The organism is Modicisalibacter sp., assembly GCF_055145905.1.
The window spans coordinates 1-20,136 of record NZ_JBSREH010000014.1; the positions used below are offsets into that span (position 1 = coordinate 1).

Annotated in this window: 15 protein-coding genes; 6 read left to right on the plus strand and 9 right to left on the minus strand. The window is 67.8% G+C overall.

Annotated features, from left to right (window positions below; translation table 11 throughout):
* Positions 1–348 precede the first annotated feature (348 nt).
* Positions 349–3,189, plus strand: a complete 2,841-nt coding sequence (locus ACTCB7_RS04960) for a valine--tRNA ligase (protein ID WP_463005771.1) — start codon at positions 349–351, stop codon at positions 3,187–3,189.
* A gap of 45 nt (positions 3,190–3,234) precedes the next feature.
* Here the strand turns inward: ACTCB7_RS04960 and ACTCB7_RS04965 are convergent, their stop codons facing one another.
* A complete protein-coding gene (locus ACTCB7_RS04965; protein ID WP_463005772.1) occupies positions 3,235–4,371 on the minus strand; it encodes a GGDEF domain-containing protein in 1,137 nt (378 codons plus the stop codon).
* Positions 4,372–4,807: 436 nt separating this feature from the next.
* Here ACTCB7_RS04965 and ACTCB7_RS04970 point away from each other — a divergent pair, with 436 nt between their 5' ends.
* Positions 4,808–5,200, plus strand: a complete 393-nt coding sequence (locus ACTCB7_RS04970; protein WP_463005773.1) for a DoxX family protein — start codon at positions 4,808–4,810, stop codon at positions 5,198–5,200.
* Positions 5,201–5,361: 161 nt separating this feature from the next.
* On the opposite strand, the gene ACTCB7_RS04975 is transcribed toward ACTCB7_RS04970, so the two are convergent.
* Positions 5,362–6,048: a uracil-DNA glycosylase family protein gene (locus ACTCB7_RS04975; RefSeq protein WP_463005774.1), complete on the minus strand. Its 687-nt coding sequence runs from the start codon at positions 6,046–6,048 to the stop codon at positions 5,362–5,364.
* 189 nt (positions 6,049–6,237) lie between these two features.
* Positions 6,238–6,678 carry a lactoylglutathione lyase gene (gene gloA, locus ACTCB7_RS04980; RefSeq protein ID WP_463005775.1) on the minus strand — a complete coding sequence of 147 codons (441 nt, stop codon included), beginning with the start codon at positions 6,676–6,678 and terminating at the stop codon, positions 6,238–6,240.
* Positions 6,679–6,810: 132 nt separating this feature from the next.
* Here gloA and ACTCB7_RS04985 point away from each other — a divergent pair, with 132 nt between their 5' ends.
* Together ACTCB7_RS04985 and ACTCB7_RS04990 are read left to right on the plus strand one after the other, a co-directional pair.
* On the plus strand, positions 6,811–7,347 hold the full coding sequence (locus tag ACTCB7_RS04985) for a DNA-3-methyladenine glycosylase I (protein ID WP_163650335.1): 537 nt from the start codon (positions 6,811–6,813) through the stop codon (positions 7,345–7,347).
* 104 nt (positions 7,348–7,451) lie between these two features.
* Complete coding sequence (locus ACTCB7_RS04990) at positions 7,452–8,777, plus strand: DUF2252 domain-containing protein (RefSeq protein WP_224415569.1); 1,326 nt, start codon at positions 7,452–7,454, stop codon at positions 8,775–8,777.
* 31 nt (positions 8,778–8,808) lie between these two features.
* On the opposite strand, the gene ACTCB7_RS04995 is transcribed toward ACTCB7_RS04990, so the two are convergent.
* The 3 genes from ACTCB7_RS04995 to metE all read right to left on the minus strand — a co-directional run bounded on the left by ACTCB7_RS04995 (position 8,809) and on the right by metE (position 12,700).
* Positions 8,809–9,423, minus strand: coding sequence for an FMN-dependent NADH-azoreductase (locus tag ACTCB7_RS04995; protein WP_224415570.1), 615 nt, complete (start codon positions 9,421–9,423; stop codon positions 8,809–8,811).
* A gap of 100 nt (positions 9,424–9,523) precedes the next feature.
* Entirely contained in the window at positions 9,524–10,288 is a 765-nt protein-coding gene (locus tag ACTCB7_RS05000) for an MliC family protein (RefSeq protein ID WP_224415571.1), read from the minus strand.
* 114 nt (positions 10,289–10,402) lie between these two features.
* Positions 10,403–12,700 carry a 5-methyltetrahydropteroyltriglutamate--homocysteine S-methyltransferase gene (gene metE / locus ACTCB7_RS05005; RefSeq protein ID WP_463005776.1) on the minus strand — a complete coding sequence of 766 codons (2,298 nt, stop codon included), beginning with the start codon at positions 12,698–12,700 and terminating at the stop codon, positions 10,403–10,405.
* 133 nt (positions 12,701–12,833) lie between these two features.
* Between metE and ACTCB7_RS05010 the strand changes: the two genes are divergently transcribed.
* Positions 12,834–13,748 carry a LysR family transcriptional regulator gene (locus ACTCB7_RS05010; RefSeq protein WP_224415573.1) on the plus strand — a complete coding sequence of 305 codons (915 nt, stop codon included), beginning with the start codon at positions 12,834–12,836 and terminating at the stop codon, positions 13,746–13,748.
* Here ACTCB7_RS05010 and ACTCB7_RS05015 read toward each other — a convergent pair.
* Genes ACTCB7_RS05015 through ACTCB7_RS05025 form a run of 3 tightly spaced genes read right to left on the minus strand, consistent with a single transcriptional unit; the run spans position 13,735 to position 16,579 of the window.
* Positions 13,735–14,205, minus strand: a complete 471-nt coding sequence (locus tag ACTCB7_RS05015) for a lipocalin-like domain-containing protein (protein WP_463005777.1) — start codon at positions 14,203–14,205, stop codon at positions 13,735–13,737. The genes ACTCB7_RS05010 and ACTCB7_RS05015 overlap by 14 nt on opposite strands.
* A gap of 14 nt (positions 14,206–14,219) precedes the next feature.
* Complete coding sequence (locus ACTCB7_RS05020) at positions 14,220–15,857, minus strand: ATP-binding protein (protein WP_463005778.1); 1,638 nt, start codon at positions 15,855–15,857, stop codon at positions 14,220–14,222.
* A 5-nt stretch (positions 15,858–15,862) separates the two neighbouring features.
* Entirely contained in the window at positions 15,863–16,579 is a 717-nt protein-coding gene (locus ACTCB7_RS05025; protein ID WP_463005779.1) for a response regulator, read from the minus strand.
* A 557-nt stretch (positions 16,580–17,136) separates the two neighbouring features.
* Here ACTCB7_RS05025 and ACTCB7_RS05030 point away from each other — a divergent pair.
* A complete protein-coding gene (locus ACTCB7_RS05030; RefSeq protein WP_463005780.1) occupies positions 17,137–20,040 on the plus strand; it encodes a ribonucleoside-diphosphate reductase subunit alpha in 2,904 nt (967 codons plus the stop codon).
* Positions 20,041–20,136 lie beyond the last annotated feature (96 nt).

Sequence of the window (20,136 nt, forward strand, 5' to 3'; positions counted from 1 at the left end):
GCCAGATGCGATCTTCGTCCCTCCACCCCGGCAAGTCTTCTCCATACTGCCCGTGTTGGGTCATTTCCAACATACAAGCGACTTCAGTCGCGATGAAGCCGCCATCGGGGATAAATCCCCGCCCCACGATACCCCGGCGGGCCCGTCAGCCTGAATGACCACCTCCCGATTAGTCGGGTGGGGCTTCCCGTGAACAACCGGGTGGGTTTACACAGCCCGACTCTCCCATGACGTTGCCGGCCACGGACGCTATAATCGGGCCCATTTTTCCTCACGCCTGCGATCGGTGGCGCGCCGCGACAAGCGAGGCCGCGCTCGGTCGACCCGGCACCGTCAGACAGAGCGCTCATGGACAAGACCTACCAACCCGAACAGATCGAAACCCGCTGGTACCAGCGCTGGGAAGCCGACAACCGCTTCGCGCCCTCGGGCGAGGGTCAGCCCTTCTCGATCATGATCCCGCCGCCCAACGTCACCGGCAGCCTGCACATGGGGCATGCCTTCCAGGACACCATCATGGACACCCTGGTGCGCTACCAGCGCATGAAGGGCCGCAACACCCTGTGGCAGGTGGGCACCGACCACGCCGGCATCGCCACCCAGATGCTGGTCGAGCGCAAGGTCGCCGCCGAGGAAGGCAAGAGTCGCCACGACCTGGGCCGCGAGGCGTTCACCGACAAGATCTGGGAATGGAAGCAGGAGTCCGGCGGCCACATCACCCGCCAGCTGCGGCGCATGGGCGCCAGCGTCGACTGGACGCGCGAGCGCTTCACCATGGACGACGGCTTCTACAAGGCGGTGCAGGAAGTCTTCGTGCGGCTGTTCGACGAGGGCCTGATCTACCGCGGCAAGCGGCTGGTCAACTGGGACCCCACGCTGCACACCGCGATCAGTGACCTCGAGGTCGAGAACAAGGAGCAGCAGGGCCAATTCTGGCACTTCCGCTACCCGCTGGCCGACGGCGTCACCACCGACGCGGGCCTCGATCACCTGGTGGTCGCCACCACCCGCCCCGAGACCCTGCTCGGCGACACCGGCGTGGCGGTCAACCCGGACGACCCGCGCTATGCCTCGCTGATCGGCAAGTTCATCGAGCTGCCGCTGGTCGGCCGGCGCATTCCCGTCGTCGCCGACGAGCACGCCGACATGGACAAGGGCTCGGGCTGCGTGAAGATCACCCCGGCCCACGACTTCAACGACTACGAGGTCGGCAAGCGCCAGGGGCTCGCGCTGATCAACGTCATGACCCCCGAGGCCACCATCCGCGAGCGCGCCGAGGCCTTCGACCTGCAGGGTCGCCCACGTGACGACATCGATCCCGCCCTGCCGGCCGCCTACGCCGGGCTCGATCGCTACGCCGCCCGCGAGCGCATCGTCGCCGACATGGAGGCCGCGGGGCTGCTCGAGAAGACCGAGACGATCACCAACACACTGCCCTATGGCGACCGCAGTGGCGACGTCATCGAGCCGCTGCTCACCGACCAGTGGTTCGTCGCCGTCGAGACGCTCGCCAAGCCCGCCATCGAGGCGGTCGAGAACGGCGATATCCAGTTCGTGCCGAAGAACTACGAGAACATGTACTTCGCCTGGATGCGCGACCTGCAGGACTGGTGCATCTCGCGCCAGCTGTGGTGGGGCCATCGCATCCCGGCCTGGTACGATGCCGAGGGCAACGTCTACGTGGCGCGCAGCGAGGCCGAGGCCCGCGACAAGTACGGCCTTTCCGCCGACGTGGCGCTGACCCAGGACGAGGACGTGCTCGACACCTGGTTCAGCTCCGGGCTGTGGACCTTCGGCACCCTGGGCTGGCCGGAGCCCACGCCCGAGCTCGCCACCTTCCACCCCTCCAGCGTGCTGGTCACCGGCTTCGACATCATCTTCTTCTGGGTCGCGCGGATGATCATGATGACCCTGAAGTTCACCGGCGAGGTGCCCTTCAGGCAGGTCTACGTGCACGGCCTGGTACGCGATGCCCAGGGCCAGAAGATGTCCAAGTCCAAGGGCAACGTGCTCGACCCCATCGACCTGATCGACGGCATCGACCTGGACAGCCTGGTGGCCAAGCGCACCGGCAACATGATGCAGCCGCAGAAGGCCCGCGCCATCGAGAAGGCCACCAGGGCCGAGTTCCCCGAGGGCATCGAGCCCCACGGCACCGATGCGCTGCGCTTCACCTTCCTGTCGCTGGCCACCACCGGGCGCGACGTCAAGTTCGACATGGGCCGTCTCGACGGCTTCCGCAACTTCTGCAACAAGCTGTGGAACGCCTCGCGCTACGTGCTGATGAACACCGAGGGCGAGGATGTGGGACTCGACGGCGAGGTCGAGCTGTCGCTGGCCGACCGCTGGATCGTCTCGCGGCTGCAGCGCACCGAGCGCGAGGTCACCCGCACGCTCGACGACTACCGCTTCGACCTGGCCTCCCAGGCGCTCTACGAGTTCGTCTGGAACGAGTACTGCGACTGGTATCTGGAGCTCTCCAAGCCGGTGCTGTGGGACGACAACGCCTCGCTGGCGGCCAAGCGCGGCACCCGGCGTACCCTGGTGCGCGTGCTCGAGGCCATCCTGCGCCTGGCGCACCCGATGATGCCGTTCATCAGCGAGGAAATCTGGCAGCGCGTGGCGCCGCTGGCCGGCACGGCCGCCGAGGGCGCATCGCTCATGACCCAGCCCTGGCCGCAGGCCGACGACGCCCGCCTCGACGAGACCGCCGAACGCGACATCGAGTGGCTCAAGGGCGTGATCGTCGCGGTGCGCAACATCCGCGCCGAGATGAACCTGGCCCCCGGCAAGCCGCTCGACGTGCTGCTGACCAAGGGCAGCGACGCCGACCGCGAGCGGCTCGTGGCCAATCGCCGCTTCCTCGCCAAGCTGGCCAAGCTGGACAGCGCCGAATGGCTCGACGACCCGGCCGCGGCACCGCTCGCCGCCACCCAGCTGGTCGGCGACATGGAAGTGCTGGTGCCGATGGCCGGGCTGATCGACAAGGACGCCGAGCTAAAGCGCCTGGGCAAGGAGCTCGACAAGCAGGACAAGTTCATCGGCGGGCTCGAGAAGAAGCTCGGCAACGAGAGCTTCGTCGCCAAGGCGCCCGCCGAGGTGGTCGAGAAGGAGCGTGCCAAGCTGGCCGAGGCCCAGGCCAGCCGCCAGGTGCTCGCCGAGCAGCGCGACAAGATCGCCGCCCTGTAGACCCGCTCCTGCCGGCCCGGCCATACCCGGCCGGGCCGGTCGTCCTCACGAACGTGACGGGGCGAAGGCCAGCGACATCTCCCGGGCGGCCTCGCGGGCGGCGGGAGATTCGATGTCGTGCCCGCAGACCCGATTGCGCCCGCTGCGCTTGGCGGCATACAGCCGCTGGTCGGCCAGCGCCACCAGGGCATCGAGGTCGGGGGCCTCCCGAGGCACCGCCACGCCGATGCTCACCGTCAGGGACAGCGTACCGTGGCTCTGCGTCTCGTAGGGCGTGTCGCTCACGCAGGCCCGCAGGCGCCGGGCCACACCCATCGCCTCCTCGCGATCCATGCCCTGCAGCACGGCGATGAATTCCTCGCCGCCGTAGCGGCCCAGCATGTCCTCGTCACGCAGGTTGAGACGCAGGCATTCGACCACATGGCACAACGCGCGGTCGCCGCACTTGTGGCCGTAGGTATCGTTGATGCGCTTGAAGTGGTCGATATCGAGCATCAGCAGGGCGAAGGGCGCGCCGCTCAGCTGAGCGCGCTCGATGGTCCTGAGCGCCGCGCGACGGTTGTAGACGCCGGTCAGGGCGTCATGGTTGGCCTGGCGCCGGTAGCTGACCTCGAGACGCTCGGTCACACCCTCGAGCTGGCGCAGGATCACGCCGAACAGCACGCTCACCGTGGCCAGGTTCACCATCAGCACGCTATCCGCCACCCCCGGCGTCAGTCCGCTGGCGGGCGTGCCGTTGCGCGTCAACTGCCAGGTGGTCAGCGCCAGCACCCCGGCGCTGACCAGCCACTTCAGACGCTGATCGAGGGCACTGATGCAGGTAATCAACAGAATCAGGGCGAAATACAGTTCGAAGCCTCGGCCGCTGCCATAGATCTGCAGGGCCGACAGCATGTGGACGGTCATCATCCCCAGCAGCAGCATCACGGCGCTGCCCATGTAGCCGCGTCGGTGAATCTCGCGGGCCACCAGCGTCACGGCCAGTCCGACCAGCGATACCGCCAGCAACCGTTGACTGCCCAGCAGCCAGAACAGCGGAATCAGGTCGACGACATAGGTGACGATGGCGATCAGGTACAACCGCGACAGCGTGTGAAAGTAGCGCTGGTGTTCGGGCGGCAGAACACGAACCGGCAGCATGCGCGCCAGCCGAGCCTGCAACGGACGGAAGATGCCTCGCATGGAAAGTCCCTTTCTCCTTCCACCGGCCTCGTGCCGGCGGCTGCCTTCTCGTCGGCGGGCAAGCCGCGGGCGAGAGGCCTCATGGTCCGAATGCTCGATGCCGTCGCGGTTTCACGGACGTCCTTGCCCGCTGGCGCGACGCAGCATCACTCCTGGCAATACGACGAGTCTTCGGCTGCGATGTCATTCTTTGTGTCTGGATCCTTGGCGTCCCGCCGTCCTGGCCGGCGGTTGCGCCATCGAGGCACGGCGACCTCGACGGTTCCTTAGGGTAGCCGCTCGGCCCCGGCTTTTGTAGGGCCTAAGGGCATTTTGTTCGCCCGCTGCCGACGGCGTTGTCATGCCGTGGAAACGGCGGCTGGGAGCGGCGCCCGCGCTGTGGAATAGTAGGCACGGCAACGTCATTCATCGATTCAGGGAACACAAGGGACTCTCGATGCACCACGACGCTCTCGGCAAGCTCGTCCTGCGCCTGGGACTGGGCGGCCTGATACTGCTCCACGGTATCGCCAAGCTGCTCCACCCCGACACGCTCAACTGGATCGGCGGGCTTGTCGCCGATCACGGCCTGCCTGCCTTCCTGGCCTACGGGGTGCTGATCGGCGAGGTGGTTGCGCCGCTGATGGCGATCATCGGCTGGCAGACGCGCATCGCCGGCGTACTGATGGCCGGCAACATGATCATCGCCATCGCGCTGGTGCATACCGGCCAGCTGCTGAGCCTGACCGACCAGGGCGGCTGGGCACTGGAGCTGCAGGGCATGTACCTGATCGGCGCCCTCGCCCTGATCCTGCTGGGTAGCGGGCGGCTGGCGATCCGCCCCGACTAGGCATTGTCTGAAAACTGTCTGCGCTCGGCCATACTGCGTTAAAAATCAGCTCAAAATGCTCATTTACACCCCGTAAACTCCGCCTTTTCGCTGATTTTTGCCTTGTCTGACCTTCGCTCGTCGACTTTTCAGACAGTGCCTAGGCTCGCCACACGGCCGGTTCAGCCCAGCCGGCGTGCGGCATCGAGCGCCTCGAGGCGCGCCGCCAGCAGGGCCGGAAAGCGCCGGTACCAGGTCTGGTTGAGCGGCGAGGGATGCGGCAGTGGATACAGCCGGAAGGTCGCCGCGTGGCCGTTTTCCAGCGTCAGCGTCGTGTCATGGTGGCTCTCGAAGCGGTCGTCGCGCTTCCAGAACGCCTCCAGCGCCTGACGCGTCTCGCGCGGCTGGTTGATGCCGAACCACAGGAAGGCTTCGCGGCCCAGGGTGATCAGTTCCCGCCCCTGCCAGTGATCCACCAGCACGGCGGCCATCAGCGGCTGGAAGCGGCGCTTGACCGCCATCGGCCAGGCCTTGTTGCCGGTCGGCTTGTAGGGCACGGTGTTGGCCCAGAAGGCCAGCCGGCCGACCTCGCGCGAGGCCTCGAAATCGGGCAGCGCCGCGCCGTGGATGGCCCGGTACAGCCCTTCGCGGACCTTCTGCCCGCCGGCGCCGATGAACGGCTCGCCCCAGCGCACCTCCTGCTCCCCCGGGTCGCGGCCGAAGAAGCCGACCGGCGCCTCGCGCGGACCGAGGCCGATGATCGGCTCGCACGGGTCGCGGCCGTACTTCTCGTAGGCCGCGACATCGACGCCGTCCAGCTCCGCCGCCTCGCGGCGAAAGGCGGCGTGCAGTGTTTCATCCAGCTGCATGCGCTCCTCCCTAGCCTCAACCAATACCCAGAGGGTGTTTGCAAATGTTACGAGCGACGGCCAGGCAAGGAAAAATCAGCCGAAATAGCGGAGTTTACGAGATTGTAAATGAGCACTATTGACCGGGCTCGCGCGCGAGGCTGATTTTGACGCAGCATGGCCTAGCGCAGTAGTTTGCAAGCATCCTCTTTACCAGCTGCCGGTATTCTCCATGGAAGCCCACGGCTCTTGCGGCGCCAGGGCATCGCCCTTCTGCAGCAGTTCGATGGAAATGCCGTCCGGCGAGCGCACGAAGGCCATGTGGCCGTCGCGCGGCGGACGGTTGATGGTCACGCCGTTGGCCTGGAGGTGCTCGCACAGCGCGTAGATGTCGTCGACCCGATAGGCCAGGTGGCCGAAGTTGCGACCCCCGGTGTACTCCTCGGGGTCCCAGTTCCAGGTCAGCTCGATCATTGCCGTGCCTTCCTCGCGCGCCCGTGCCTCGTCCTCGGGTGCCGCGAGGAAGACCAGCGTGAAACGCCCCTTCTCGCTCTCCTTGCGGCTGATCTCCTTGAGTCCCAGCAGGGTGCAGTAGAAGTGCAGCGACGCCTCGAGGTCGCTGACCCGGACCATGGTGTGCAGATACTGCATGTTCAGGTTCCTCCGTGGTGGGCTGCCGGGAACGGCTTTTCCCGGCGACGCGTTCTGGGGCATGATGCCCGATGACGGCCGCCACGTCACACGGGCGGCCCGGGTACCTCCATTCGCGATGCGGAAACCGCCATGGCCGACTACTGTGACCTGGCCCCCGGCCACCCCTACCACGGGCCCTACCATGACCGGGAGTACGGCTTCCCGGTCACCGACGACGACACCCTGTTCGAACGCCTGATCCTGGAGATCAACCAGGCGGGGCTGTCGTGGTTGACGGTGCTCAAGAAACGCGAGGCCTTCCAGGCCGCCTTCGAGGGCTTCCGCGTCGCCCGGGTCGCCGCCTACGGCGACGCCGAGCGCGAACGCCTGCTCGGCGATGCGAGCATCATCCGCAACCGCCGCAAGGTCGACGCCGCGATCCACAACGCCGGCGTGGTGCAGGCCCTGCAGGCCGAGCACGGCAGCTTCAAGGCCTGGCTGGATGCCCATCACCCGCGGTCACTCGCCGAGTGGACCCGGCTGTTCAAGCGCACCTTCCGCTTCACCGGCCCGGAAATCGTCAACGAGTTCCTGATGAGCACCGGCTACCTGCCCGGCGCCCATCGCGAGGACTGCCCGGTCCACGCCCGCGCCCTCGCCCATCGTCCGCCCTGGGCCGCGGCCTGAGGTTGGCCACCGCCGACACACGCCGGTCATCCGGCCGAGCTAGACTCCTTGCCCTTGTCCGCACCGCCGCCCCAGGCGGCCGCCACCTTTCAGGAATCGATCGCATGTCACAGCCCCTGACCCTGCACAACCGGCCCCGCCAGGTGATCGACGCCATCACCCGGGCCAACGCGGGCCTCGACGCGGCCGACCGCGACGCCAAGTATGCCAAGCTGGCCGCCTCCCCCTACCGCTTCTTCCGCGGCACCAACCATCTCTACTGGGACGACGTGTGGCACGACTGGCGCGTCGCGCTGTTCGGCGGCACGCCCGAGACCCAGACCTGGCTGCAGGGCGACGCCCATGCCTACAACTTCGGCGCCTACGGCCACCACGACGATCGCGTGCGCTACGGCATGGACGACTTCGACGACGCCCTGATCGGCGACTACCAGTACGACGTCTGGCGCCTGGCGATCAGCGTGGTGCTCGACGCCCGGGAGAACGTGGGGCTGTCCGCCAAGGCCACGCGCAAGGCGGTCGCCACCCTGCTCGCCCACTATCAGGCCGAGCTGGCCCGCCACCGCGAGGGCGAGATCCCCGAGGCCGTCAACCTCGATACCGCCAAGGGCGTGCTCAAGGGCTTTCTCGGCGACGTCGCCGCCAAGAACAGCCGGGCGCGCATGCTCGGCAAGTGGACCCGGCGCGACGGCGAGGGGCGTCGCTTCGCCGACCGCCCCAACAAGCTGGCCGGCCTGCCGGCCGACAAGGCCAGCCAGCTGCGCAAGGCGGTGGAGACGGAATACCCGCAGACCCTGTCCGGCGGCGCCGCCAACCAGGGCGCGGCGCACTTTCGCGTCAAGGATCTGGCGCGCCGGCTCGACGCCGGCACCGGCTCGCTGGGGCTGGAGCGCTATTACGTGCTGATCGAGGCCGACGAGGCCCACGGCCACGACGACGTGATCCTCGACATCAAGCAGCAGACGCCGCCGGAGGGCTGGCGGCTGATGGACCGCGCCGAGAAGCGCGCCTGGCGGGCCGCCTTCCCGCACGAGGGCATCCGTCACGCCGCCGCCTTTCATGCCATCGCCGAGCACCCCGACCCGTACCTGGGCTGGCTGCATCTCGGCGAGACGGTGTTCTCGGTGCGCGAGCGCTCGCCGTTCAAGGCCGACTATCCGACCCACAAGATCGATGACGGCAAGTCCTACCGCAAGCTGGTCCGCCAGTGGGGGCGGATCCTCGCCCGCGAGCACCTGCGCGGCTCGCGCTCGCTCAATCCCGACGACCCGGGCCGTTTCGCCCGCCATGTCTGCCACCATCTGGAAGGCCGACTGGACGCCTTCACCGACCTGGTCACCACCCTGGCGATGCGCTATGCCGACTGCGTCGCCCAGGACCACCGGACGTTCGTCGCGTCCGGTGCCGGAAACGACGATGCCGGGCGCTGAGGCCCGGCATCGTCGCTCGATGGCGTGCTGATTACAGACGGTCGACCAGCGCGTCGATGGCCTGGCGCGCCTCGCCCAGGGCCCGCTCGCGGGCCTCGTCGCCCATCGCCAGGCCTTCGGCATACACGAACTCGACGTCGCCGATGCCCATCAGTCCCAGCATGTGGGTGAGGTGCGGCGTCTGGGAGTCGAGCGGCGTGCCGGCATACTGGCCGCCGCGGGCGGCGAGCACCAGGGCGCGCTTGCCCTCGACCAGCCCCTGCGGGCCATTCTCGGTATAACGGAAGGTGCGGCCGGCGCGCAGCACGCGGTCGAACCAGGCCTTGAGCTGCGAGGGGATGCCCAGGTTGTACAGCGGCGTCGCCAGCACGATCACGTCGTGCGCGAAGAGTTCCTCGAGCAGCGTCTCGGAACGCCCGGCCAGGTCACGCTGGGTGGCATCACGCTCGGCCGCGTCGACCATCCAGCTGCCCAGCTCGGCGCCGTCCAGGTGCGGCAGCGCATCGTCCACCAGGTCACGCTCGGTGATGGTCACGCCGCCGCGACGCTCGGCCTGCGCCTTGAAGTGGGCCGCCAGGCCGCGCGACTGGCCGTTGTCGCCGAGAATCGAACTGTTGAGCAGCAGCACCTTGGTCGGTGTGGTCATGGGTCTGGCCTCCTGATGAATGGATCATGCCGCCCATGTTACTTGGCTTTTTTGCAATGAAAATCGCAAAAAACTCCGCCAACCATTCGACAAAATCGACTCAGGAGGATCGCTCGATGCCCTGCCCGCAGCCCTGCAGGACCCGTTCGGGGGTCTCGATGCGCACCCGCACCGGGTAGGGCTTGCCGCTCATCGCGTCGAAGCAGGCCCGCGCCCGCAGGCGGATGGTGATCGGCTCGCCGTTGTCGTGGGCGCGCAGGGTGACACGGGCCTGCTCGCCGTTGTCGAGGCCGAGCAGCTGATACTTCAGGGTGCGCGCCTGCTCGCCGTACTCGGTCACCAGATGCAGGCGGGCGGCACGGCGGTCCAGATCCAGCGTCCAGCCCGGCTCGTTGCCCACGGCGTGGAAGATCGAGTCGGGATGATCGGCCCGGGTCAGGGTGCGGCGATGCACGTCCTCATGGCACTCCAGGCGGCCGTTGTCGCTCTCCACCAGCGCCTTGTCGCCCTGATTCCAGAATGACAGGTCTCCCTTCACGTAGCGGGCGCCCGAGGCCACCACCGCCGGGTCGAGCCGGTAGTGGCCCTGGCCCGACCACAGCCGCAGATGATCCTCGGGGAACGCCGAGATCAGGTCCTGGGCCGGCGTGCAGCGCCAGGCGATGAAGGCATCGGCCCCGTCGGCGAAGAACGCCGAGGGCAGCAGCGGAGATGCGGGCGCGGCGCTCGGGTCGGCCGATGCCTCCCCGGAGGCCAGATCGGACACCGCCGGCGGCGGCGAGCCGGGCTGGTGGACGGCACAGCCGGCCAGCCCCAGCGGGCCGGCAAGCATCAGGAAAAGCAGCGAGGCAGGAATGAGGCGCATGATGACTCCCGTCGGATGAAAGCGATGCGATCGGGACCATCTTATCAGTCATCGTGCAAGCGGCGACGCCCGGCCGCACACCGGCGACCGGGCGTCGCGCTCGACCGGCCTGGCTCAGCCGAAACGCCGGCGCAGCACCCCGGCGGCCTCGACCATCGCCGCCAGCGCCGGTTCGACCTCGGCCCAGCCGCGGGTCTTGAGGCCGCAGTCCGGGTTGACCCACAACCGCTCGGCGGGGATCTTCTCGGCGGCCCTGGCCATCAGCGCCACCATCCAGTCCACCTCGGGAATGTTCGGCGAATGGATGTCGTAGACCCCCGGGCCGATCTCGTTGGGATAGGCGAAGTCCTGGAAGGCGTCGAGCAGTTCCATGTCCGAACGCGAAGTCTCGATGGTGATCACGTCGGCATCCAGCGCGGCGATCGCGGCGATGATGTCGTTGAACTCCGAATAGCACATGTGGGTATGAATCTGCGTCGCGTCGCGGGCCACCGCCGCGCTCAGCTGGAAGCAGTTCACCGCCCAGTCGAGATAGCCCTGCCAGCGGCTCTGGCGCAGCGGCAGCCCCTCGCGCAGCGCCGGTTCGTCGATCTGGATCACGCCGATGCCCGCGGCCTCGAGGTCGGCGACCTCGTCGCGCAGCGCCAGGGCGATCTGCCGGCAGGTGGTCTCGCGGGGCTGGTCGTCACGCACGAACGACCACTGCAGGAGGGTCACCGGGCCGGTGAGCATGCCCTTCATCGGCCGGTCGGTCAGCGACTGGGCATAGCGGCTCCATTCCACGGTCATCGGCCGCGACCGGCTGACATCGCCGACGATCACCGGCGGCTTGACGCAGCGCGAGCCGTAGCTCTGCACCCAGCCGAAATCGGTGAAGGCGAAGCCGTCGAGCCGCTCGCCGAAGTATTCGACCATGTCGTTACGTTCCGGCTCGCCATGCACCAGCACGTCAAGCCCCAGGGCCTCCTGGCGCTCGACGGCATGGGCGATTTCCTCGCGCATGCGCGCCTCGTAGGCCTCGCGGCTCAGCTCGCCACGCCTGGCGTCGCGCCGCGCGGCACGGATCGCGGCGGTCTGCGGGAAGGAACCGATGGTGGTGGTCGGGAACAGCGGCAGCTTGAGCCGGGCATGCTGCGCCCGGGCCCGCTCGGGATAGGGGCTGGCGCGGCGGGCATCCTCCGGGCGCAGCGCCGCGAGGCGCTCGGCGACGGCCGACCGATGGATGCGCGTCGAGCGGCGGCGGGCATCGAGCGCCGCGGTGGCAGCCTCGAGCGCGGCCCGGTCGGCGTCATCGCCTCGATTGTCGACCAGCCGCGCCAGGGTGGCCACCTCGTCGAGCTTCTGGCGGGCGAAGGCCAGCCAGCCCTTGAGCTCGGGGTCGAGGCGCGTCTCGCTGGCGAGATCCACCGGCACGTGCAGCAGCGAGCAGGACGGCGCCAGCCACAGCCGCTCGCCGAGGCGCATGCGCGCGGTGGCCAGGCGCTCGCGCAGCGCCGCCAGGTCGGCGCGCCAGATGTTGCGGCCGTCGATCGCCCCCACCGAGAGGATCTTGTAGGCCGGCAGGCGGTCGAGCACCCGTTCGAGCTGGTCCGGCGCCCGCACGCAGTCGATGTGCAGGGCATCGACCGGCAGCCCGGTGGCCAGGCCCAGGTTGTCGCCCAGATCATCGAAGTAGGTGGCCAGCAGCAGCCTGACCGGCGCCGACTGCAGCTTGTGGTAGGCCGTCTCGAACGCCTGCTGCCAGTCCCGCGGCAGGTCCTGGACCAGCGCCGGCTCATCGAGCTGCACCCATTCGACGCCCTGCTCGGCCAGCCGTGCGAGGATCTCGCCGTAGACGGTGACCAGCTCGTCGAGCCGCCCGAGGCGCTCGACGCCCGCCTCCCGGGTCTTGGCCAGCCACAGCCAGGTCAGCGGCCCCGTCAGCACCACCTTGACCGGATGGCCGGTGGCCAGCGCCTCGTCCACCTCGTCGAACAGCCGGGTGCCGGCGAGACGCAGCGACTGATCGCGATACAGCTCGGGGACCAGGTAGTGATAGTTGGTGTCGAAGTACTTGGTCATCTCGCAGGCCGCCGCCGGCGTGCCGGTCGGTGCCCGGCCGCGGGCCATGCGGAAGGCGGTATCGAGCGACACCGCCCCGCGTGCCACCTCGTCCTCGGCGCCGAAGCGCGGCGGCACCGCGCCGACCAGCACGGAGACGTCGAGCACCTGATCGTAGAAGGCGAAGTCGCCCACGGTGATGAAGTCCAGCCCGGCGTCGCGCTGCGCCTGCCAGTGGCGCGCGCGCAGCTCGCGGCCGGTGGCCTCCAGCGCGGCCGCGTCGATCTCGCCCTTCCAGTAGGCCTCGACGGCACGCTTGAGTTCGCGATGTGCCCCGATGCGGGGATATCCCAGGGTATGAGCCAGCGTCATGATTATTCCTTGCCGTCGTGAACCGGTAAAATGCGAACAGGTTTCGCCATTCGCGTTGACGGCAAGTCTCACTGGCCACGCAAGGTGAATCAAACTAAATTAACTAATCATCAACGTGAGTGGCTTTCATGTCATGCTCGAGCTTCGTCATCTCCGCACCCTGATTGCCCTGCGCGATGCCGGCTCGCTGGTCGAGGCCGCCGAGCGGGTTCACCTCACCCAGTCCGCCCTGTCGCACCAGATCAAGGACCTCGAGGAACGCCTGGGCAACCCGCTGTTCCTGCGCAAGACGCGCCCGGTGGCCTTCACCCGCAGCGGCGAGCGGCTGCTGGCGCTGGCCGACCAGATCCTCCCCCAGGTGCGCATGGCCGAACGCGACCTGGCGCGCCTGGCCGGCGACGAGCAGGGGCGGCTGCACATGGCCATCGAGTGCCACAGCTGCTTCCAGTGGCTGATGCCGACCATCGATCGCTTCCGCGACCACTGGCAGGAGGTGGAGGTGGACATCCCCAGCGGCCACAACTTCGACCCGCTGCCGGCGCTGGCCCGCGAGCAGCTCGACCTGGTGATCACCGCCGACCCCCAGCCGCTGGCCGGGGTGCATTACGAGCCGCTGTTCCGCTACGAGGGATTGCTGGCGGTGGCCAAGCAGCACCGCCTGGTGGACCGGCCCTACGTGACGCCGTCGGATCTGGCCGAGGAGACGCTGATCACCTACCCGGTGGAGCACGCCCGGCTCGACGTCTTCACGCAATTTCTCGACCCGGCCGGGCTGGCGCCGCGCGAGGTGCGCACCGCCGAGCTGACGATCATGATGATGCAGCTGGTGGCCAGCGGCCGCGGCGTCTGTGCACTGCCCAACTGGGCACTGACCGAATACCTGGAGCGCGACTACGTGCGGGCACTGCCGCTGGGCGAGCACGGCGTGTGGAGCACGCTGTTCGCGGCAATCCGCGAGGACACCCGCGAGCTGCCGTGGATGGAGGACTTCCTGCGCACCGCCCGCGAGACCTCGTTTGCGGTGCTGTCGGGGATCAAGCCGGCCTAGGCTTCCCGGCAGCGCTGCGGGTCCACTCGAGAAGCGTCGTGTAGCCGCCCTCGGGCCGCTGCGGGCTGGGTTCGTCGGTGGACAGCACCAGGCGGCCGTCCTCGAGCACCACCTGGCGGGTCAGGCGGGCGCCTTCCCAGAACGGCAGGCTGGCGATATCGACATCGTGATGCACCGCGTCGTCATCCAGCGTCCAGCACCCGCCGTAGGCAAAACCGCTCTGGAAATGGGCGGCCAGGCCGGCCTCGCTGGCCGGGTCGAACGGCGGGCGCCGGTCGGCGGCCACCTGCACCGCCATGCGAGCCGGCCGGGCATCGCCGTCCAGAAGATAAAGCAGCTGACCGCGCACCTCGCCCAGCGGGGCCAGTTCGCGCCCGTCGGGCCAGCGGTAGACGAAGCGCTCGAGCCGCCAGGCACCGGCCAGGTCAGCGACACTCACGGTATTCTCACGGGACATGGGAGCTCCTTGGATCAGGTGACGGGGCCCTTGCGTACGACCTGCGTGGTGACCGGCAGCAGCAGACTGAAGCGGCCCCCCCCCAGGCGCGGGCTGTCGTCGACCACCACGCTGCCGCCGTGCCAGAGCATGATCTTCTGCACGATCGACAGGCCCAGGCCATAGCCGCCGGAGCGCCGCGTGCGGCTGTCGTCGAGCCGGGCGAACGGCTTGAAGACCTCCAGGCGGTCGCCTTCCGGCACCCCGGGGCCGTCGTCCTCGACGTCCAGGCGCACGGCCCGGGCATCCTGCGACAACCGAATCAGGACCCGGGCCTCGGCATGCCGGCAGGCGTTGGCCACCAGATTCTGCAGGGCCCGCTGCAGATAGCGCGGCTCGGCGATCACGTCGACATCCGGCCCCGGCGCCACGGACAACTGAATCCGCGGATGCAGCGGCGCCAGGGTCTCGACGACCCGCTCGGCCATCGCCCGGCAATCGACGCTGTCGGTTTCCAGGCGCACGCCGCTGGCGTTGTCGCTACCCAGCCGGGCGTAGGTGAGAATCTCGTCGATGAGCTGGTCGAGTTCCTCGATATCGTTGTCGATGCCCTCGAGCTGGCGGCGCACCGCCTCCTGTTCGGTCATGTCGTCGACCATCTGCACGGCGAAGCGGATCCGCGCCACCGGCGTGCGCAGCTCGTGGGAAACCGCCCGGATCATCTCCTGCTGGGCCCGGATCAGCGACTGCACCTGCGCCGCCATGCCGTTGAAGGCCATGCCCAGCCGGCCCATGAAGTCGCTGCTGTCGACCTTGACGCGGGTGTCCAGGTAGCCGCCGGCGATGCGCGTCGCCGCCTTCTCGAGCCGCGCCATGCGCGCCTCGACACCACGCACGATGAGGTAGATGGCGCCGGCCAGCAGCATCAGCGAGATCAGCACCAGCCCCAGGGTCAGGGTCAGCGGCATGGTGTCGAAGGCGTGCACCGGCCCCACCTGAAGCCAGCGCGTGCCGGTCCCCTCGTCGCCCAGCGAGAGAACCCGGGCATGGGCCGACAGGCTGCGCTCGACCGGCTCCAGGCGCAGCACCACCTCGCCGCCGCGCAGCCGCTCGGCCTGGCGTTCGTCGAGACCCTCGGGCGGGTCGGCGGTCAGGGTGATGGGCAACGACTGCTTGTCGACCAGCGCATGCAGGCGCTGGTCGGGGTCGGGCACCGACTCGAGCCAGCCGCGCAGGCTGTCGACCAGCCCGCGCATCTGCTGCTCGGTCAACTGCTCGAGCATCGCCTCGAGTATCACGGCTTCACCGGGCACCTGCCGCCACAGGTGCCAGGTCCCGTGGCCGTCCCTCTCGACCAGCGGGCGTCCCTCCTGCAGGCGGGCACGCTGGAAGTAGTTGATGTCGAGGGTATCCGACGCATGCAGGATCAGGGCGATGTTGAGACGCTCACTCTGGCGCTCGAGCCAGGCGGGGCGTTCGTGGGGCGCGACCTCGCCGACCAGGGTCGAGAGCAGCACCATGGGCGCGCTGGCCAGGCGCTCGCGATAGTGCTCGCGACGCACCTGGTCGACCACCAGATAGCCCAGCATCGCCAGGCCGAAGGTCAGGACCAGCGCCAGCAGCAGCGCGGCGTAGACCCGCAGGAAGGTGCTGTCGGCCAGCATCCGGCGCATGGCGATCAGGCGTCCCTGACGAACAGATAACCCTTGCTGCGCACGGTCTTGATGCGATGCGGCTGGTTGGGATCGTCACCGATCTTGGGCCGGATTCGCGACACGCGCACGTCGATCGAGCGGTCCTGGCCGTCGTACTTGATGCCGCGCAGCGCGGAGAAGATCTCCTCGCGGGTCAGCACCCGGCCGGCATTGTCGGCCAGCAGCCACAGCAGGTCGAACTCGGCGCTGGTCAGGTCGATGCGCTCGCCCTCCAGCCAGGCCTCGCGCGTGGCGCTGTCGATCACCAGGTTGTCGAAGGTCAGGCGGACCGCGCCGCTGGCGCTCTCCATCGGCTCGCTGCGACGCATCAGCGCCCGCATGCGGGCCAGCAGTACGCGCGGCTGTACCGGCTTGGGCACATAGTCGTCAGCCCCCATCTCCAGCCCCAGCACCTGATCCATGTCGTCGGTGCGCGCGGTCAGCATCAGAATCGGTCCGGCATACTGCGGGCGAACGCGCCGGCAGATGGACAGGCCGTCCTCGCCGGGGAGCATCAGGTCGAGAATCACCAGGTCCGGCTCCAGCTCGACGATGCGCTCGACGGCATGGGTGCCGTCCGCCTCGAGCGTCACGCGAAAGCCATTGGCCTCGAGATACTCCCGAGTCAGGTTCGCCAGGCGCTCATCGTCCTCGATGATCAGTACATGATCCTTGTGTTTGCTGTCCAAGCTGTCATCCATCCTGTTGACTGGGGCGGCCTGACGCCGCCGACGATCGGTTCCCATCGGCCCCTGCAACCGCTTCCATGATGCTACACCCTGCAACACGGGGTTACGAGACGGCCCTCCTCAACCCTAGCGAATCGTCGCAGAGGATAGCCGAACTCGTTTCGGCTCGCGGGCCCTGCCAGTCCGGCACCGGCGAGACGCCTGCCTTCGGCATCACGGCCCCGGAGCGACTCGCGCTGAAAACGTGCCAATGCATCTCATTGTAAACACTCATGCGCGGCATCGAAAACGTCCGAAAGCGCCGAAAGGCGCAACCATGCACCCTGCAGCCGGGTCGCCTGAAAGCCCCCGGACAAGACACACCTTGCCCACAAGTTATCCACTTGCCGAGCCCCGAAAAGCACACTATCTTGTGCCCATTCACCTCAAGGGCACTATATGCTGTGCCGCCTAACAAGTCAGGACAGCGCTGTCAATGACCGCATCCGCGGCTCGCTGACCGCATTGTCATGCCGCCCTGCCGGCGGCGAACTCACTTCACCACCTTTCACCAACGGATGACCGGCGCCATGGAAACCACTCTCGCTCCCGACCCGACGGGCATGAACGTGACCGCTCCCAAGCAACTGCGGGTGATCAAGCGCAACGGCGATGTTGCCGCCTTCGACGCCAGCAAGATCTCGGTGGCCATGACCAAGGCCTTCATCGCGGTCGAGGGTGACAACGCCGGTACCTCCTCGCGCATCCGCGACTTCGTCGCCGAGGCCACCGCCCAGATCGTCGAGGCCTTCGAGCGGCGCACGCCGGACAACGGCACCCTGCACATCGAGGACATTCAGGACCAGGTAGAGCTGGCCCTGATGCGCGCCGGCGAGCAGAAGGTCGCCCGCGCCTACGTGCTCTACCGCGAGGAACACGCCCGCGCCCGCCAGGCCGCCGGCGATGACATCGCCAAGCCCCACCCCACGCTCAACATCACCCTGGCCGACGGCACCGTGCGCCCGCTCGACCTGGGCCGGGTCGAGACCCTGGTGCATGACGCCTGCGCGGAGCTCGAGAACGTCGAGCCCAAGAAGATCGTCGACGACTCGCTGAAAAACCTCTACGACGGCGTCAGCGCCGACGGGGTCTCCCAGGCGCTGATGATGACCGCACGCACCCTGGTCGAGAAGGAACCCAACTACACCTACGTCACCGCCCGGCTGCTGCAGGACAACCTGCGCCGCGAGGCGCTGTCGTTCCTGGGTATCGCCGACGAGGCCACCTTCGGCGACATGGCCGAACTCTACAAGCCGGCCTTCCAGGCCTACATCGCCAGGGGCATCGAGTTCGAGCAGCTCGACCCGGCGCTTGCCGAGTTCGATCTGGAGCGTCTGGGTGACGCCCTCGACCACACCCGCGACAACCAGTTCACCTACCTGGGCCTGCAGACCCTCTACGACCGCTACTTCATCCACCGCGACGACGTCCGCTACGAGCTGCCGCAGGTGATGTTCATGCGCGTCGCCATGGGCCTGGCGCTCAATGAGGACGACCGCGAGGCGCGGGCCATCGAGTTCTACGAGCTGCTCTCCAGCTTCGACTACATGGCCTCCACGCCGACCCTGTTCAACGCCGGCACGGTGCGCAGTCAGCTATCCAGCTGCTACCTGACCACCGTGCCCGACCACCTCGACGGCATCTACAGCGCGATCCGCGACAACGCCCTGCTCTCCAAGTGGGCCGGCGGCCTGGGCAATGACTGGACCCCGGTGCGCGCGCTGGGCTCCTACATCAAGGGCACCAACGGCAAGAGCCAGGGCGTGGTGCCGTTCCTCAAGGTGGTCAACGACACCGCGGTGGCCGTCAACCAGGGCGGCAAGCGCAAGGGCGCGGTGTGCGCCTACCTCGAGACCTGGCACCTCGATATCGAGGAGTTCATCGAGCTACGCAAGAACACCGGCGACGACCGCCGCCGCACCCATGACATGAACACCGCCAACTGGGTGCCGGACCTGTTCATGAAGCGCGTGTTCGACGACAAGGAGTGGACGCTGTTCTCGCCCTCCGTGTGCCCGGACCTGCACGATCTGTACGGCGCCGCCTTCGAGAAGCGCTACGAGGAGTACGAGGCGATGACCTATACCGGTCAGCTCAAGCTCTTCAAGCGCGTCAAGGCCAAGGACCTGTGGCGCAAGATGCTCTCGATGCTGTTCGAGACCGGCCACCCGTGGATCACCTTCAAGGACCCGTGCAACCTGCGCAGCCCGCAGCAGCACGCTGGTGTGGTTCACTCATCCAACCTGTGCACCGAGATCACCCTGAACACCAGCGCCGACGAGATCGCGGTGTGCAACCTGGGCTCGATCAACCTCGCCCAGCACGTGGTCGACAGCGCCTTCGACGGCGAGAAGCTCAAGAAGACCGTGAAGACCGCGGTGCGCATGCTCGACAACGTCATCGACATCAACTACTACGCGGTGCCGCAGGCGAAGAACTCGAACTTCAAGCACCGCCCGGTGGGGCTGGGCATCATGGGCTTCCAGGATGCGCTGTACAAGCAGGGCATCGCCTACGCCTCGGATGACGCGGTGAGCTTCGCCGACACTTCCATGGAGCTGGTCAGCTACCATGCCATCGAGGCCTCCTCGGACCTCGCCGCCGAGCGCGGCCGTTACGAGAGCTACGAGGGCTCGCTGTGGAGCCAGGGCATCCTGCCGATCGACTCCATCGAAAAGCTCAAGGCCGAACGCGGCGCCGACTACATCGAGGTCGACACCAGCACGACCCAGGACTGGCAGCGCATCCGCGACAAGGTCGCCAGCCAGGGCATGCGCAACTCCAACGTCATGGCCATCGCCCCGACCGCGACGATCTCCAACATCTGCGGCGTCTCGCAGTCGATCGAGCCGACCTACCAGAACCTGTTCGTGAAATCGAACCTGTCCGGCGAGTTTACCGTGGTCAACGCCTACATGGTGCGCGATCTCAAGGAGCGCGGCCTGTGGGACGAGGTGATGATCAACGACCTCAAGTACTACGACGGCAGCGTGCAGCCCATCGACCGCGTACCGGACGATATCAAGGCGCGCTACGCCAGCGCCTTCGAGATCGAACCCAAGTGGCTGGTCGAGGCCGCCGCGCGTCGCCAGAAGTGGATCGACCAGGCGCAGTCGCTGAATCTCTACATCGCCGGGGTCTCGGGCAAGAAGCTCGACGTCACCTACCGCATGGCCTGGTTCCGCGGTCTCAAGACCACCTACTACCTGCGTGCCCTGAGCGCCACCTCGGTGGAGAAGTCGACCGTCGACCGCGGCAAGCTCAACGCCGTGAGCAACGCCGGCGGCGGCGAACCCGCGCCCGCCCCGGCCGCCGAGGCGCCGAAGCCCGAACCGCGCGGCATCGACGACTTCCTGACCGGCAAGGGCGGCAGCGGCTCGCGCGCCCCCTCCGCCGGCGAGATCGACGAGCTGGGCTGCGAGGCCTGTCAGTAATCCGGTCACGGGCAGCGAGCCGCTCGAAGCTCGAAGCTCGAAGCTCGAAGCTCGAAGCTCGAAGCTCGAAGCTCGAAGCCCACAGAGTCCAGCCAC